The 15,403-nt window shown below is 69.4% G+C and carries 17 protein-coding genes; 6 read left to right on the top strand and 11 right to left on the bottom strand.

Features of this window, described 5'->3' with window-relative positions:
• The 4 genes from ureC to AVS7_RS21950 form a co-directional block, all read right to left on the bottom strand.
• The gene (gene ureC / locus AVS7_RS21965) at window positions 1–1,719 is read right to left on the bottom strand and encodes an urease subunit alpha (protein WP_020230200.1); all 1,719 of its coding nucleotides are present in this window, start codon (window positions 1,717–1,719) and stop codon (window positions 1–3) included.
• Between the two features lie 86 nt (window positions 1,720–1,805).
• On the bottom strand, window positions 1,806–2,111 hold the full coding sequence (locus AVS7_RS21960) for an urease subunit beta (protein ID WP_020230199.1): 306 nt from the start codon (window positions 2,109–2,111) through the stop codon (window positions 1,806–1,808).
• Between the two features lies 1 nt (window position 2,112).
• The gene (locus AVS7_RS21955) at window positions 2,113–2,703 is read right to left on the bottom strand and encodes a HupE/UreJ family protein (protein WP_024002085.1); all 591 of its coding nucleotides are present in this window, start codon (window positions 2,701–2,703) and stop codon (window positions 2,113–2,115) included.
• 44 nt (window positions 2,704–2,747) lie between these two features.
• On the bottom strand, window positions 2,748–3,050 hold the full coding sequence (locus AVS7_RS21950) for an urease subunit gamma (protein ID WP_020230197.1): 303 nt from the start codon (window positions 3,048–3,050) through the stop codon (window positions 2,748–2,750).
• 288 nt (window positions 3,051–3,338) lie between these two features.
• Here AVS7_RS21950 and urtA point away from each other — a divergent pair, with 288 nt between their 5' ends.
• The 5 genes from urtA (at window position 3,339) to urtE (ending at window position 9,001) form a co-directional block, all read left to right on the top strand.
• Complete coding sequence (gene urtA / locus AVS7_RS21945; protein ID WP_034691424.1) at window positions 3,339–4,601, top strand: urea ABC transporter substrate-binding protein; 1,263 nt, start codon at window positions 3,339–3,341, stop codon at window positions 4,599–4,601.
• A gap of 81 nt (window positions 4,602–4,682) precedes the next feature.
• Window positions 4,683–6,272 carry an urea ABC transporter permease subunit UrtB gene (urtB, locus tag AVS7_RS21940; protein ID WP_034691353.1) on the top strand — a complete coding sequence of 530 codons (1,590 nt, stop codon included), beginning with the start codon at window positions 4,683–4,685 and terminating at the stop codon, window positions 6,270–6,272.
• 10 nt (window positions 6,273–6,282) lie between these two features.
• On the top strand, window positions 6,283–7,389 hold the full coding sequence (gene urtC, locus AVS7_RS21935) for an urea ABC transporter permease subunit UrtC (RefSeq protein ID WP_034691422.1): 1,107 nt from the start codon (window positions 6,283–6,285) through the stop codon (window positions 7,387–7,389).
• Complete coding sequence (gene urtD / locus AVS7_RS21930; protein WP_020230193.1) at window positions 7,386–8,255, top strand: urea ABC transporter ATP-binding protein UrtD; 870 nt, start codon at window positions 7,386–7,388, stop codon at window positions 8,253–8,255. Before urtC ends, urtD begins: the two co-directional genes overlap by 4 nt.
• Before the next feature lie 53 nt (window positions 8,256–8,308).
• The gene (gene urtE / locus AVS7_RS21925) at window positions 8,309–9,001 is read left to right on the top strand and encodes an urea ABC transporter ATP-binding subunit UrtE (RefSeq protein ID WP_020230192.1); all 693 of its coding nucleotides are present in this window, start codon (window positions 8,309–8,311) and stop codon (window positions 8,999–9,001) included.
• Window positions 9,002–9,015: 14 nt separating this feature from the next.
• On the opposite strand, the gene AVS7_RS21920 is transcribed toward urtE, so the two are convergent.
• The 7 genes from AVS7_RS21920 to AVS7_RS21890 form a co-directional block, all read right to left on the bottom strand.
• Window positions 9,016–9,849: an urease accessory protein UreD gene (locus AVS7_RS21920; protein ID WP_020230191.1), complete on the bottom strand. Its 834-nt coding sequence runs from the start codon at window positions 9,847–9,849 to the stop codon at window positions 9,016–9,018.
• An 87-nt stretch (window positions 9,850–9,936) separates the two neighbouring features.
• On the bottom strand, window positions 9,937–10,557 hold the full coding sequence (locus tag AVS7_RS24145) for a phage tail protein (protein WP_082176613.1): 621 nt from the start codon (window positions 10,555–10,557) through the stop codon (window positions 9,937–9,939).
• Between the two features lie 5 nt (window positions 10,558–10,562).
• A complete protein-coding gene (locus tag AVS7_RS21910) occupies window positions 10,563–11,147 on the bottom strand; it encodes a phage tail protein (RefSeq protein ID WP_020230189.1) in 585 nt (194 codons plus the stop codon).
• A 62-nt stretch (window positions 11,148–11,209) separates the two neighbouring features.
• A complete protein-coding gene (locus tag AVS7_RS21905) occupies window positions 11,210–11,830 on the bottom strand; it encodes a phage tail protein (RefSeq protein WP_020230188.1) in 621 nt (206 codons plus the stop codon).
• A gap of 2 nt (window positions 11,831–11,832) precedes the next feature.
• The gene (locus tag AVS7_RS24965) at window positions 11,833–12,636 is read right to left on the bottom strand and encodes a hypothetical protein (protein ID WP_020230187.1); all 804 of its coding nucleotides are present in this window, start codon (window positions 12,634–12,636) and stop codon (window positions 11,833–11,835) included.
• Between the two features lie 15 nt (window positions 12,637–12,651).
• On the bottom strand, window positions 12,652–13,596 hold the full coding sequence (locus AVS7_RS21895; protein ID WP_020230186.1) for an IPTL-CTERM sorting domain-containing protein: 945 nt from the start codon (window positions 13,594–13,596) through the stop codon (window positions 12,652–12,654).
• A gap of 20 nt (window positions 13,597–13,616) precedes the next feature.
• Complete coding sequence (locus tag AVS7_RS21890; RefSeq protein ID WP_024002079.1) at window positions 13,617–14,468, bottom strand: hypothetical protein; 852 nt, start codon at window positions 14,466–14,468, stop codon at window positions 13,617–13,619.
• A 235-nt stretch (window positions 14,469–14,703) separates the two neighbouring features.
• Here AVS7_RS21890 and AVS7_RS21885 point away from each other — a divergent pair, with 235 nt between their 5' ends.
• Window positions 14,704–15,393, top strand: coding sequence for a response regulator transcription factor (locus tag AVS7_RS21885; protein WP_020230185.1), 690 nt, complete (start codon window positions 14,704–14,706; stop codon window positions 15,391–15,393).
• Window positions 15,394–15,403: the final 10 nt, after the last annotated feature.

Raw genomic sequence — 15,403 nt, 5'->3', positions numbered from 1 at the left:
TCAAAACAGAAAGTACCGTTGCGCCATCGGCAGGCTGGTCGCCGCCTCGCACACCAGCAGCTCGCCGTCCGCACGCACCGTATAGGTCTGCGCATCGACCTCCATGTGCGGCGCTAGGCCGTTGTGCACCATGTGGCCCTTCTTCACGCCGCGCATGTTCTTCGCCGCCGCAAGGCGCTTGGACAGACCGTAACGCTGGCCCACCTCCCCATCCAGCGCTGCCTGCGAAACAAAGGTGAGCGAGCTGCGCGCATTGTTGCCGCCGAACGCACCGAACATGGGCCGGTAGTGCACGGGCTGGGGCGTGGGGATGCTGGCGTTGGGGTCGCCCATCGCGGCCATCGCAATGCTGCCGCCCTTGAGGATGCAGGCGGACTTGACGCCGAAGAACGCGGGTTTCCATATCACGATGTCGGCCCACTTGCCCGCTTCCAGGCTGCCGACCTCGTGGCTGATGCCGTGGGCGATGGCGGGGTTGATCGTGTACTTGGCGACGTAGCGCCTGGCGCGGAAGTTGTCGTTGCGCGCCGAATCCTCGGGCAGCGTGCCGCGCTGCGCCTTCATCTTGTGCGCCGTCTGCCAGGTGCGGATGATGACCTCGCCCACGCGGCCCATGGCCTGGCTGTCGCTGCTCATCATGCTGATGGCGCCCATGTCGTGCAGGATGTCCTCAGCGGCGATGGTTTCCTTGCGGATGCGGCTCTCGGCGAAGGCCAGATCCTCGGCGATGGCCGGGTCGAGGTGGTGGCAGACCATGAGCATGTCCACGTGCTCGTCCAGCGTGTTGCGCGTGAAGGGCATGGTGGGGTTGGTGGAGGAGGGCAGGAAGTGGGTCTCGCCCACCACCTTCAGGATGTCGGGCGCATGCCCGCCGCCCGCGCCCTCGGTGTGGAAGGCGCAGAGCGTGCGGCCCTTGGTCGCTGCGATGGTGTCTTCCACGAAGCCCGATTCGTTGAGCGTGTCGGAATGGATCGCCACCTGCACGTCCTCCAGCTCCGCCACGTCCAGGCAGTTGCTGATCGCGCTGGGCGTGGTGCCCCAGTCCTCGTGCAGCTTCAGCCCGATCACGCCCGCGTGGATCTGCTCGTGCAGCGCGCCGGGCAGGCTGGCGTTGCCCTTGCCGAGGAAGCCCAGGTTCATCGGGAAGGCATCGGCCGCCTGCAGCATGCGCTCGATGTGCCATGGCCCTGGCGTGCAGGTGGTGGCAAACGTCCCGGTGGCCGGGCCGGTGCCACCGCCGATCATGGTGGTGACGCCGCTGGCCAGCGCCTCCTCGATCTGCTGCGGGCAGATGAAGTGGATGTGGCAGTCGATGCCGCCTGCGGTGACGATGTGGCCCTCGCAACTGATGATCTCGGTGCCGGGGCCGATGACAATTTGAACGCCCGGCTGCGTGTCGGGGTTGCCGGCCTTGCCGATGGCGGCGATGCGCCCGTCCTTCAGGCCGATGTCGGCCTTGACGATGCCCCAGTGGTCGAGGATCAGCGCGTTGGTCAGCACCGTATCGACGGCCCCTTCGGCGCGCGTGCGCTGCGACTGCGCCATGCCGTCGCGGATGGTCTTGCCGCCGCCGAACTTCACTTCCTCGCCATAGCCGCCAGCGGCCAGGGTGAAGTCGCGTTCCACCTCGATGACGAGGCCCGTGTCGGCCAGCCGCACGCGGTCGCCCACGGTGGGGCCATAGGTTTCGGCGTAGGCGCGCCGGTCGATGCTTGCCATTTATAAGCCTCCTGCCGGGCCGCCCCAAAGGAGGCTTGCGCCCCCTTGGGGGGCAGCGATTACACGAAGTGAAGAGCGTGGGGGCGTCATAGTTTTCCCTGCACCAGTCCGCGAAAGCCGAACACGCGGCGCGCGCCGGAAAAATCGATGAGTTCCACCGTGCGCTGCTGGCCCGGCTCGAAGCGCACGGCCATGCCGCTCGCGATGTTCAGGCGCATGCCGCGCGCGGCGGCGCGGTCGAATTCCAGGCCCGCGTTCGTCTCGGCGAAGTGGTAGTGCGAGCCGACCTGGATCGGCCGGTCACTCGCGTTCTTCACCACCAGCGCGAGCGTGCGGCGGCCGGGGTTGAGCGCGTGCGCGCCGTCGTCTGGGATGAGTTCACCGGGGATCATGTCAAGCCAATCGCGTCAGCATGAACACACCCAGCAGCGCCGTGGCCGCGCCGCCAGCGCGGGCGATCCACTGGTGGCGCTGCATCACGGCGTGGCCCAGCAGCATGCCCGCGACGTGCAGTACGGCCGAGCCCGCCGCCATGCCTGCCAGTGCGGCGAAGGCCGCCGCGCCGCCATCGCCCGCCAGTTCGTAGCCATGCGCCGCGCCGTGGAAGAACGCGAACACGCCGGCCAGGGCAGCGGCTGCGCCCCAGGGCATGCGCTTGTGGACGGCCACCAGCAGGCCGAGCACCAGCACCGAGGCGGCGATCATTGGCTCCACCCCAGGCACCCACAGGCCACTGAAGCCTGCCAACGCACCCAGCACCAGCAGCGCAACGAACGCAGCGGGCGCGCGCCACGCGGGCCGCACGGCCAGTGCGCTCCACGCGCCCACGGCCAGCATTGCGGCGAGGTGGTCGAGGCCCGTGAACGGGTGCATGAGCCCTTGGGCGAAGCTGTCCGCCAGGCCATGCGAGTGCGGATGCCCGCCCACGTGGGCCATCGCGGCGAAGGGCAGGGCAGTGAGGGAGATAGTAAGTATCTTTTTCATAGCTGTTTGCGCTTGGTGGATAAGGGCTGGAGGCCTAAAAGGCTTCAGATGATGGGCTCGTGCACGGTCACCAGCTTGGTGCCGTCGGGGAAGGTGGCTTCGATCTGGATGTCCGGGATCATCTCGGGCACGCCCTCCATCACGTCGGCGCGCGTGAGCACGGTGCGGCCCGCGCTCATCAGCTCGGCCACGGTGCGCCCGTCGCGCGCGCCTTCCATCACGAAGGCGCTGATGAGGGCTACGGCCTCGGGGTAGTTGAGCTTGAGCCCGCGCGCGCGGCGGCGCTCGGCCAGCAGCGCGGCGGTGAAGATCAGCAGCTTGTCTTTTTCACGAGGAGTTAATTCCATTTCACGTCGCTCAATGCTGGGGTTGCTAGCTCGTGCGGCCTGTCGGCCGAACACGAGGTGTCAGTTCCAGGCGCAGGGACATGCAAAAACGGTGCCCGCGCAGCGCCGTCATGGTGCATGGGATGCGTGCGGTTTTGGTGCGTCGATGCCCGCGTTGGTGCCTTGGCCCCCTTTTGCGCACTGCGATTGGGATCGGGCGCGGTGGCACGGCGCTTGCAAGACGAGGCCAGTCCCGCCTTTTTCCAGATGGCGGCCTTTTCCCAATCGACAGCCAAGGATCGCATCGTGATGAACCCGCGCCGTTTCACCCTCCAGACCCTCGCCGCCGCCGCGGCCATCGCCAGCCTGCCGCTCGCCGCGCATGCGGCGGACACCATCAAGGTGGGCGTGCTTCACGCGCTCTCCGGCACGATGGCGATCTCGGAAACCGCGCTGAAGGACATGGCGCTGATGACCATCGAGGACATCAACGCCAAGGGCGGCGTGCTCGGCAAGAAGCTGGAGCCCGTGGTGATCGACACGGCCTCCAACTGGCCGCTGGCGGCCGAGAAGGCCAAGCAGCTCATCGGACAGGACAAGGTGGCCGTCACCTTCGGCTGCTGGACTAGCGTGTGCCGCAAGTCGGTGCTGCCTGTCTATGAGGAGAACAACGCGCTGCTGTTCTACCCCGTGCAGTACGAGGGCGAGGAGCTGTCGAAGAACGTGTTCTACACCGGCGCCGCGCCCAACCAGCAGGCCATTCCCGCCGTGGAATACCTGATGAGCGAGGACGGCGGCGGCGCGAAGCGCTGGGTGCTGCTGGGCACCGACTACGTGTACCCGCGCACGGCCAACAAGATCCTGCGCGCCTTCCTGAAGGCCAAGGGCGTGGCCGACAAGGACATCATGGAGACCTATACGCCCTTCGGCCACTCTGACTACCAGACCATCGTGGCCGATATCAAGAAGTTCGCCGCGGGCGGCAAGACGGCTGTTGTCTCCACCATCAACGGCGACTCCAACGTGCCCTTCTACAAGGAGCTGGGCAACGCGGGCCTGAAGGCCACCGACGTGCCCGTAGTCGCCTTCAGCGTGGGCGAGGAAGAGTTGCGCGGCCTCGACCCCAAGCCGCTCGTGGGCCACCTGGCCGCGTGGAACTACTTCATGAGCGTGAAGAACCCCACGAACGATGCCTGGATGAAGCAGTGGGCCGCCTACGCCAAGGCCAAGAAGCTGCCGGGCCAATCCACCAAGCCGCTGACCAACGACCCGATGGAGGCCACCTACGTCGGCATCCACATGTGGAAGCAGGCGGTGGAAAAGGCCAAGAGCACCGACCCCGACAAGGTGATCCCCGCGATGGCCGGCCAGACCTTCAAGGCGCCCAGCGGCTTCACGCTGACCATGGACGCCAAGAACCACCACCTGCACAAGCCGGTGCTGATCGGCGAGATCAAGGCCGACGGCCAGTTCAACGTCGTTTGGAAGACCAAGGCGCCCGTGAAGGCGCAGCCCTGGAGCCCGTACATCGAAGGCAACGACAAGAAGAAGGACGAGCCTGAAAAGAAGTAACTCCTGAGTCTCCTCGCCCTGGTGGGCAGCCTTCGGCGCGGCGCGCACAGTCGCGCGCCGCGCCGTTTTTTTGAGGTTCGTATGTCGAGACAACTGTTGTTGCGAACGCTGCTGCTGGTGGCATGCATAGGCGGCACGCACCTGGCCCACGCGCTCACGCCCGAGGCCGCGCTGGCGATGGCCACGGGCGACAGCGCCAGCCGCATCGCCGCCATGCAGACGGCCGTGGCCGAGCAGCCCGATGCGCGCACCGCCGCATTCCTGCGCGCGCTGGCCGATGGCGAGGTGGTCGTTGCTGGCGACCGCGCTTTGATCGCCCGCGACGGCCAGGCGCAAGACCCGGCGACCGGGCAGGGCGTGCCGCTGCCCGAGGGCGCGGAGGACGTGTCCAACAACAACCGCATGCGCTCCGCCATCGGCGCCGCGCTGGCCGCGCTCGACCTGTTCGCACCCGATGCGGAGCGGCGCCTGCAGGCCGCGCAGGCCATGCGCCAGGGTGCGACGGCCGAGCGCCTGCCGCTCATCGACAAGGCGCTGGCGCAGGAGAGCGATGCGCGCGTGAAGCGGGCGCTGGAGCAGATCCGCGCCGGCGTGCAGTTGAGCAGCGGCGACGCTATGGGCCGCATGGCCTCCATCGCCACGCTGCTGGAAGATGCCAGCCCCGCCACGCGCCTGCTGCTCAGCGAGCGGCTGGCGCAGGAGAGCGACGAGAAAGTGCAGGCCGCATTGCGCCGCGCGCTCGCGCAGGTGGACGACCAGCTCGCCTGGGGCGAGCGCCTGGGCGTGGCCTTCACGGGCGTCAGCCTGGGCAGCATCCTGCTGCTGGTCGCCCTGGGCCTCGCGATCACCTACGGGCTCATGGGCGTCATCAACATGGCGCACGGCGAGCTGATGATGATCGGCGCCTACGCCACCTACCTGGTGCAGGGCCTGTTCCAGAAGTATTTGCCCGGCGCGTTCGATGCCTACCTGATCGTGGCCGTGCCCGCGGCCTTCCTCGCATCGGCACTCGTCGGCGCCATCCTGGAGCGCGGCGTGCTGCGCTTCCTCTACGGCCGCCCGCTGGAGACGCTGCTGGCCACCTGGGGCATCTCGCTGATCCTGATGCAGCTCGTGCGCACCGTGTTCGGTGCGCAGAACGTCGCGGTGGAAAACCCGTCGTGGATGAGCGGCGGCTGGCAGGCGCTGCCCAACCTCACGCTGCCCTACAACCGGCTTGTCATCATTGCCTTCGCGTTCGCCGTGCTGGCGCTGGTGGCCTGGGTGATTGCACGCACGCGCATGGGCTTGTTCGTGCGCGGCGTGACGCAGAACCGGCCCATCGCCTCGTGCATGGGCGTGAACACGGCGCGGGTGGACACCATGGCCTTCGCCCTGGGCAGCGGCATTGCCGGGCTGGCGGGCTGCGCTCTCAGCCAGGTGGGCAACGTGGGGCCCGACTTGGGCCAGAGCTACATCGTCGACTCGTTCATGGTCGTGGTGCTGGGCGGAGTGGGCCAGCTCGCGGGCACCGTGTACGCGGCGCTGGGGCTGGGCGTGCTGGGCAAGTTCCTCGAAGGCTGGACGGGCGCGGTGCTCGCCAAGATCGCCGTGCTGGTGTTCATCATCGCCTTCATCCAGAAGCGGCCGCAAGGCATCTTCGCGATGAAGGGCCGCAGCGCGGAGGCATGACATGCAAGCCATGACGACTCAACACATTCCCGCCGTGCAACTCCCTGGCCGCAAGCCGCTGCTCACCCGCAAGGGCTGGGGCGCGTTCTTCGCCGCGCTGCTGCTGGTGTGCGCGCTCGCGCCCGTGCTCAATCTTTGGGTGCCGCAGGGCAGCGCCTTCCACCTGTCGGACTACGCGGTGGCGCTTACGGCCAAGATCATGTGCTATGCCATCGTGGCGCTCGCGATGGATCTGATCTGGGGCTACACCGGCATCCTGTCGCTGGGCCACGGCCTGTTCTTCGCGCTCGGCGGCTACGTGATGGGCATGCACCTGATGCGCGACGCTGCGGGGCCTGATGGCTTGCCCGCCTTCATGGTCTTCCTCGACTGGAAGGAAATGCCGTGGCACTGGGCGCTGTCGGGCAGCTTCGCCGCCACGCTGATCCTCATCGTGGCCGTGCCGGGGCTGGTGGCCTTCGTGTTCGGCTGGTTCGCGTTCCGCTCGCGCATCAAGGGCGTGTACTTCTCCATCATTACGCAGGCGCTCACCTACGCGGCCATGCTGCTGTTCTTCCGCAACGAGACGGGCTTCGGCGGCAACAACGGCTTTACCGACTTCAAGCGCATCGCGGGCTTCGCCATCGCCACGCAGGAAACGCGCATGGCCCTGTTCGTCATCACGGGCTGCACGCTGCTGGGCTTCTACCTGCTGGCGCGCTGGCTGGTGGTAGCCAAGTTCGGCCGCGTCTTGCAAGCCATCCGCGACGCGGAAAGCCGCGTGATGTTCTCGGGCTACTCGCCGCTGCCCTACAAGCTCACCATCTGGGTCATCAGCGCCATGATGTGCGGCGTGGCCGGGGCGCTCTACGTGCCGCAGGTGGGCATCATCAACCCCGGCGAGATGAGCCCTGCCGCCTCGATCGAAATGGCCGTGTGGGCGGCGGTCGGCGGGCGCGCCACGCTCATCGGCCCCATCGCGGGCGCGTTCATCGTCAACGGCGCCAAGAGCTGGCTCACCGTGGTGGCGCCGGAGTTCTGGCTGTACTTCCTGGGCGCGCTGTTCATCGCCGTGACGCTGTTCCTGCCGAATGGTGTGGTCGGCCTGCTGCGCCGCAAGAAAGGAGGCAAGGCATGACACCCGATCTGATGGAAGCGGGCGCGCAGCGCTTCGAGCGCGCGGCCCCCGCACCGGCTGCCGCTGCATCGGGCGGCCGCAGCCCCGGCTACGCGCGCCCGGCCGTCCCCGGCGAGGTGGACGTGACCCACGGCCGCATCCTGTACCTGGAGGACGTGCACGTCAGCTTCGACGGCTTCAAGGCCATCAACGGCCTTCAACTGGACATCGCCCCCGGCGAGCTGCGCTGCATCATCGGCCCCAACGGCGCGGGCAAGACCACGATGATGGACATCATCACCGGCAAGACGCGGCCCGACAAAGGCACGGTGTTCTTCGGCTCGACCATCGACCTGCTGCGCCACAACGAGCCGCAGATCGCGCAGCTTGGCATCGGCCGCAAGTTCCAGAAGCCCACTGTGTTCGAGCATCTCAGCGTGTTCGAGAACCTCGAATTGGCGCTGAAGACGCACAAGGGCGTGAAGCACTCGATGTTCTTCCGGCTGGACAGCGCGCAAAGCGGCCGGCTGGCCGAAGTGCTGCACACCATCCACCTCGCGGGCAGCGAGGCGCGCCTGGCGGGCGAGCTGAGCCATGGCCAGAAGCAATGGCTGGAGATCGGCATGCTGCTCATGCAGCAGCCGAAGCTGCTGTTGCTCGACGAGCCCGTCGCCGGCATGACCGACGAGGAAACCGCGCGCACGGCCGAGCTGTTCCTCTCGCTCAAGGGCAGTCACTCGCTGATGGTGGTGGAGCACGACATGCATTTCATCCGCGCCATCAGCGAGAAGGTCACCGTGCTGTGCGATGGCGCTGTGCTGGCCGAAGGCACGCTCGACCAGGTGCAGGCCGACGAGCGCGTGATCGAAGTCTATCTGGGGCGCTGATTCAAAAACGATAGCTGCTTGCGCTTGTGCATCAAGCGCTGGAGGCAAAAAACATGCTCAAAGTCCAAGACCTGCACCAATACTACGGCGGCTCGCACATCCTGCGCGGTGTCAGCCTCACGGCCGAGGCCAGCAAGGTCACCGTGCTGCTGGGCCGCAACGGCGTGGGCAAGACCACGCTGCTCAAGTGCCTGATGGGCCTGGTGCCGATCCGGCAAGGCGCCATCGAGTGGAACGGCCTGGCGCTGCCCGGCCGCGCGACCTACGAGCGCGTGCGTGCCGGCATCGGCTTCGTGCCGCAGGGGCGCGAGATCTTCGCCCGCCTCAGCGTGGAGGACAACCTGCGCATGGGCCTGGCCTACAAGAGCGCGGGCACGCCCATCCCGGCCGATCTGTACGAGCTGTTCCCGGTCCTCAAGCAGATGCTGCACCGGCGCGGCGGCGACCTCTCGGGCGGGCAGCAGCAGCAGCTCGCCATCGCCCGCGCGCTCGCGCCGGGACCGAAACTGCTGATCCTCGACGAGCCCACCGAGGGCATCCAGCCCAGCATCATCAAGGAGATCGGCCGCGTGATAAGCATGCTCGCCAAGGAGCGCGGCATGGCCATCCTGCTGTGCGAGCAGTACTACGACTTCGCCGAGGAACTGGCCGATGCCTATCTGGTGATGGAGCGCGGCGAGGTCATCGCGCACGGGCCGGGCAGCGAGATGCGCGAGAAGAACATCCGCAGCCTGGTGGCGATCTGAACACGCTCTGAGCGCTACATCGCCCAGATGCGTGGCGCCGCCGCGGACAGGCCCCAGAGCCGCTCGCGCCACGCGCCGCGCACCTGGCGCCACAGCTGCATGAGCGGCTCCACCACGGGCGCGAGGCCGCGCAGCACCAGCATGTGGTCGCTGGGGGCGGTCACTCCGCAGAGGTGGCCTTGCGGATGCGCGTCGAGCAGCGCGCGCGCGGCGTCCAGCAACGCCTCGCGCTCCTCGCGCGCCAGCGGCGTGCCGCAGGCCAGCAGCAGCGTGGCGAGGCAGCGGTGGCCCGCCAGGCCCAGTGCGCCGTCCATCAGCAGCGTGTCCTGTGCGTCCATCGTGCCGCGCTCCAGCCACCGGCCTGCCCATTCCTGGTGCTGCACGAGGCGCCCGCGTGTGAACGGCGCACCGGCATGGGGCAGGCCGAAGGCCGTCACATCCCAGGCGATGAGCGCGGCGCCCTCGGACAGGGCGAAGTCGAGGCGATTGTGCGCATCGCAGCCGTCGTAGGCCAGCGTTTCCAGCGGCAGCCACTCCAGCCGCGCACCGGCGTCCAGCACCAATTGCGTGCGCTGTGCGGCGGGCTGGCCGTTGCTGCGGTAGAAGCGCGTGGCGCCGGGCGTGGTCACCAGCGCGTGCGCGCCTTCGCCCACGTGCGCGCTGATCTCCAGCACGTCGCCGCCCACTAGGCCGCCGGGCGGGTGCACCAGCACGTTGTGGCAGATGCCCGCGCCCTCGGGGTAGAGGCTGCGCAGTACGCGCAGCGGGCCGTCGTGGCGAAAGTGCAGGACGGTGCCGTCCGTGTCTGCGCGGGAGTAGGCCAGGGAAAGTCGGGCATGCCAGGTCATGGTGCAGGAGTGTGCACGGGGCATGCCAGCTTGTTTTTTAATAGCTGCCAGCGCTTATCTGGTAAGCGCTAGCGTCTGTTTTGATGGTCAATTCGACGGTGGGAAAGACCCTTGCAGCGCCACACACCAGGTGACGGCCAGGTACGGATCGCGCGTGGGCACCTCCTGATTGGAGCCGGAGGGGGCCATGGCCAGCGCGGTGTTGGCGGGGCCTTCCACATACAGGCCCGCGTTCTGTGCCTGGGCCAGCAGGTCGCCCGCGGCGGGCGCGGAGCGGCTGGCCGGGACGGTGGTGGCGGTCAGCGTGTGCGCGTGCGGGGGCATTTGTGCGGCGATGAGGGTGGTGGTTTCCTGCCCGCCCTGCTGCCCCCGCGGGTGGGTGGGGTTCTGGCCCAGCGGCGCGCGCCCGCGCATGTCGGGCAGCTGGACGTTGGTCGTGCCGTTGCCGCCATAGTTGATGCCCATCAACGCATACAAGGCCTGGTTTGGCGCAATCGCCAACGTCTGCCCGGCGGCCGGTACCCAGTTTTTGGGGCAGTAATTAAAGGCGAAGGCGCGCATCTCGCTGACAAAGGGCTCTTGGGCCTGCGCGCCGCCACAGGCCGCCAGCGCTGCACCGGCCAAGGCGGCGACGCGCAGGCGACGCGAAATGCTATAAAAAATGCAGCTTCTTGCGCAATCTGCTTGAGCGCTGGAAGGGTTTTTCATGTGTTTTAGTTCTGTGACGGAAAGAGGCCCTCAGTGGCAATGCACCACTGCATGGCCAGGTAGGGGCTGCGTACATCAAAGGGCTGGGCGGCGCCTGCGGCGCCGATGGACGACAGGGGGACACCCGTGCCCGCGCTGGCGTAGGCTCCACCGTTTTGCACCGTGGCGGGCACGCGGCCCGCTGCGGGCGTGGCGTGGGTGGCGGGTTCGGTGCTGGCGGGCAGGCCGTGGCTGTGGGCGGGCATCTGAGCGGTGGTCAGCGCCACGGTCTCGACGCCTCCTTGTGCGCCAAGAGGTTTGTTCGGCAGGCCGGGGCCCTGGCCCGTGCCCACGGCGGCGCGCCCGCGCAGGTCGGGCAGGGCAAAGGTGGTCTGGCCATCGCCGCCATAGGTCGCGCCCAGCAGGGCGTACAGCACTTGGTATTGGGCAATGCTCATCAGCCGCCCGTCGGCCGGCAGCCAGTATTGAGGGCAAAACGAGCCGCCAAACAGCATCAGCTCGCCCACATAGGCTACGCTGCTGGAGGCCCGGGCGGCGGGGGCAGCCCACACGGCGGCGCACACGGCGGCACACAGCGCGGCACGCCGCATGGCAGATGGCGCAGTGGAGCGGCGCCGGGGCGGGCGGGGGGACGGGAAGGATGCGCAATGGTTCATGGGTATGGAGGAAATGCGCCATTGGCGGCAATGCACCAGATGACGGACAGGTAGGGGCTGATGGTGGGGACGGGCTGGCCCGAGCCTGCCGGGTAGCTGTTGCCCAGCGCTACTTGCGAGCCGCTGCCGCCAGGGGCATACACCCCGGCGTTCTGCGCCTGGGCCAGCATGCGGCTGGGGTCGGGCGTGGCATGGGTAGCGGCGGCGGCGGTGGCGCCGTGTTGGTGCGCGGGCAGGTTCGAGGTGAGGAGCGTGACGGTGGCGCTGCCGCCTGCCTCGGCCCGGTCGAGCGGCGTGAGCCCAGGACCCGCGCCCGCGCCCACTGGCACGCGGGCCCGCAGGTCGGGCAGGGCAAAGGTGCTGGTGCCGTTGCCGCCATAGGCGTTACCCAGGATGCTGAATAGGGAGGGGTATTGCTGGATGGCCAGCACCTGCCCCTCGGCGGGCAGCCAATTCAGGGGGCAGGTTGAGCCGCCGGGCTTGCCTGCCATGGGCATGAGCGCGCCGACGAAGGGATCGGTTGCCTCGGCCCGGACCTGCGTGCAGGCCGCCAGCAGTGCCAGGGCGCAGGCGGCATGGCGCAGTGGGAGTGTGGAGGAGTGTTTGGTGCGTGCCATGGTCAGCGCGCCAACAAGAAGCAGATGCGGGCGACGGACTCGGTGGCTTCCAGCCAGCCTCGGGTCAGCACCAGGCTGCTGGGCGGGCTGCCGCTGTCGGTCACGGCCAGCGCGCGGCCGGTGGTGGTGCGCGCGTCCACCAGCAGCGTGTAGATGCCCGCGCCCGGCGCGGGATTGAAGCTGACGGTGTAGGTGCTGCCCGCTGGAGCCACGGTATAGCCCGTGCCGCTGATGAGGGTGCCGTTGCCGTCAAAGCAACCGTGCCGCGCCTCGGTCATGCCGGCCATGCCCCCGCCTGCGCCCGGCGCGCCTGCATCGCCGGTGTCGCCCTTGGGGCCTTGCAGGCCGTTGCAGATGTAGCGCACCTGGGGCGTTGCGCCTTCCACGCCCGCCTCCACCTTCTGGCCGCCAGCGGCACAGTTGGCGCCTGCGGGCTCGGCCGTCACGGTCAGCACGGCGCTCTTGCCGTCGGTGCCTGGTGCGCCGGGTGCGCCTGGTGCACCGGGTGCGCCGTTGGTGCCGGGATCGCCCTTGGGGCCCTGCGCGCCCGTGAAGGCAGCGCTGTCGCAGGGCAGCAGCGCGCCGCTGGCGTCATGGCATACGGGCGTGCCGGTGGCGGGGGTGCCGCCGGGCAGCAGTGGCAGTTGCACCGCGCCCGTGGGCTGCACGGCCAGGGCGGGCGTGCCGGTGGGGGTCTGGATGACCACGGCGCCGCCGGCGGAGGGGGTGAAGGTCATGTCCTGCGCGAAGGCCGAGGCGGCAGCCCAGGCCAGGGCGGCGGCGGTGAGGGTGGTGGTGTGGTTCATGGTGTCGGGGCAGGGTTAAAAGGGACGGCGCAGACGGCGTGCGCCCAGCAGTGCGGCCAGGATCGAGAGGGCGGCCAGGGCCCATTCGCCCAGCGTGGGAATGGCTTGCGCCCCCCCGGGGCCTGGCGCTGCCAGCAGCATGGGGGCGAACGGGTCGCTGATATAACCGGGGCGCGCGTCGCCATCGCCGTCGCCGCCGTCGGCCAGGGTGTAGCGCACGGTGTCGCCGCTCACCTGCAGCCCGGGTGGCGTGAACCAGCCCGTGCGCCGCGCGGCGCCCGTGCCATGGGGGCCGTATTTCTGCATGACCAGGCCCTGCAGGCTGCGCGGCGGGTAGGTCACGCTTACCTGCATCACCACGCCCGGGCAGCCCTGTGCCTCGAAGCGCAGCGCGCCCAGAGGGAACTGGGCGTTGGCCGGGGTGTCAGGCGGGATCACGCGGTCGATGGCGAGGTGTGTCACAGCGCAGCCAGGCGGCAGCGCGGTAGCCGTGGTGCCGTCCACGTCCAGGGCGGCAAGGCCCACCTGGGCCGTGGCGGGGGCGCCGCCGCCCGGCGCGGGCGGGATGGCCACCGGCTGCGGCGCGGGCGGGGCGGTGGCGGGCAGCAGCTGCCCCAGGGCGCCCACGGCCGGGCAGCCGGGGCCGCCGTCCTTGCGCTCCACGCGGCCGGTGGTGAGGGTGACGCTGCCGTCGGCCGCCCACTGCTGCGCCAGCTCCACGCGGCCCGCGCCCACGGCCAGCAGCGCGCCGGCATGGGTGCGCACGTCGCGCGCAGCCAGCAGGGCGCCGCCGTCCAGTTGCAGCGCGCCGCCGTTGGAGACGCTGGCGCAGCCCAGGCTGACGGTGCCGCCGCCCAGCTGGGCCGCGCCGCCCGCGGGAATCTCCCAGCCGGCGTGCGCGCCGGGGCCGGCCAGCGCCAGCGCCGCCAGGGCCGCAAGGGGTTTCAGGAAAGGGTGCATGGTATGCGTTTGCTCATGAATTAATAGCTTTTTGCGCTTGATTGGCGAGCGCTGCAGGCCAATTTGGCTTGAAGACCGCGCCGCCCCGCCAGCGCGCCCAGCAAGGCCAGCGGCATGAGCAGCAGCCCCCAGCCGGAGAGCGCGGGCACGGGCTGCGCGGCGGGCGGGGGCGCGGCCAGGGTGGTGAACAGCGCGCCGGTGCCCAGCGGGGCGATGCCGCTGCCGTTGTAGGGCAGCACGCTGCACTCGTAGCGGCTGCCGGGATCGAGCCCGTGCAAGGTGATGGGGCTGCCGGCGCCCAGCGCGATCAGGTAGCGCGCGGGTGCCGGGGCCACCAGGGGCGGCGGTGGCGGGACGAACGAGTCGATGCAGACGGCCGCGTAGCCGCCGATAGCGGCGCCGGGCGCCGCGGGCGGGGTGAAGTCCAGGCGCAGGCTGGTGGGCGCGGGGGTGGCCTGCAGCCCGGTCACGGCGTCGGCGGCGGTGGGGGCGGGCCCGGACAGGCCGTCCGGCACGATGACGACGGGGGGCGCGGCCGCGCCGAGGGAGCTGGGCCCGCCCTGGCTGAATTCCAGCTCGCAGGTGTAGGGCGCGCCGGGCGCCAGCCCCGTGACGGCGGGCGGGTTGGTGCCCGAGAGCGTGGCGCCGCCGGCCAGGGGGCGGCAGCGGCCGGTTTGCTGGGGGGCTGGCGGGAATGCGGCCGCGATGGAGAACAGCACCACGGAGTTGCCCGTGAGGATGGCACTCGTCATGCCCAGCGGTAGCAAGGTGGGGGGCGTGCCCTGTGCCTGCACTGCGCCGCCCAGGCACAGCAGGGCCAGGGAGAGCAGCACGGTGCGGCGGTGGCGAGGCAGGGCGTAGGCTGGCGGCACGAAAACTCCTTTTTTGATAGCTGCTTGCGCTTGCTGGACAAGCGCTGGGTGCCATCGATGCCTCCAATCGCCTGCGGTAGTGAGGAATCGTAGGGGGTCGTTCTTTTTTGCAACATCACTGAAATTGGGTAATTTGCGGGCATGCGTGCAAATTCACCAATTTCAGGGATGCGCGAGCAGGGCGGGGTGACCTACGATGGCGCTCTCCTGTTGCCCGCTGTTACGCTGCCGCGCCATGAACGATCCTTCCGCCTCCGCCGAACCTGCCTTGCCCGCGCCCGTGCTGGTGGTGGAGGACGAGCCGCTCCTGCAGCAGCGCCTGCGTGGCGTGCTGCTGGGGCTGGGCTATGCGGCGGATGCGCTGGTGTTCGCCGCCACGCTGGCCGAGGCGCGCGCGTGCCTGGCCGAGCAGCCGGTGGCGCTGGCGCTGGTGGACCTGCAACTGCCCGACGGCAACGGGCGCACGCTGATCGGCGAGTTGCGTGCGCAGGACCCGGGGCTGGGCATCCTGGTGGTGTCGGCGTGGAGTTCGGAGGACGCGATTCTGGGCGCGCTGCGCGCCGGGGCCACGGGCTACGTGCTCAAGGAGCGCGACGACGTGGAGGTGCAGCTGTCCATCCGCAGCGTGCTGCGCGGGGGGGCGCCGATCGACCCGTTCATCGCGCGGCGCATCCTGGAGCTGCTGCCCGCGCCCCAGCCCGCGCCCGGCCCTGGCGCGCAGGGGCTGGAGGAGGCGCTGAGCGAGCGCGAGGGCGAGATATTGCGGCTGGTGGCCGACGGCCTCTCCAATCGCGAGATCGCCGAGCAGCTCTTCCTGTCGCGCTACACGGTGGAGAGCCACGTCAAGCGCGTGTACCGCAAGCTGGCGGTGTCCTCGCGCACGGGTGCGGTGCGCGAGGCGCGTTCACGGGGCTGGCTGGGGTGAGTGTGCGATG

The organism is Acidovorax sp. MR-S7 (assembly GCF_000400995.2).
In the GTDB taxonomy this organism is placed as follows: domain Bacteria; phylum Pseudomonadota; class Gammaproteobacteria; order Burkholderiales; family Burkholderiaceae_C; genus MR-S7.
Note: the sequence above shows the minus strand (reverse complement) of the source record. Positions and strands in the feature narration are given on the sequence as shown.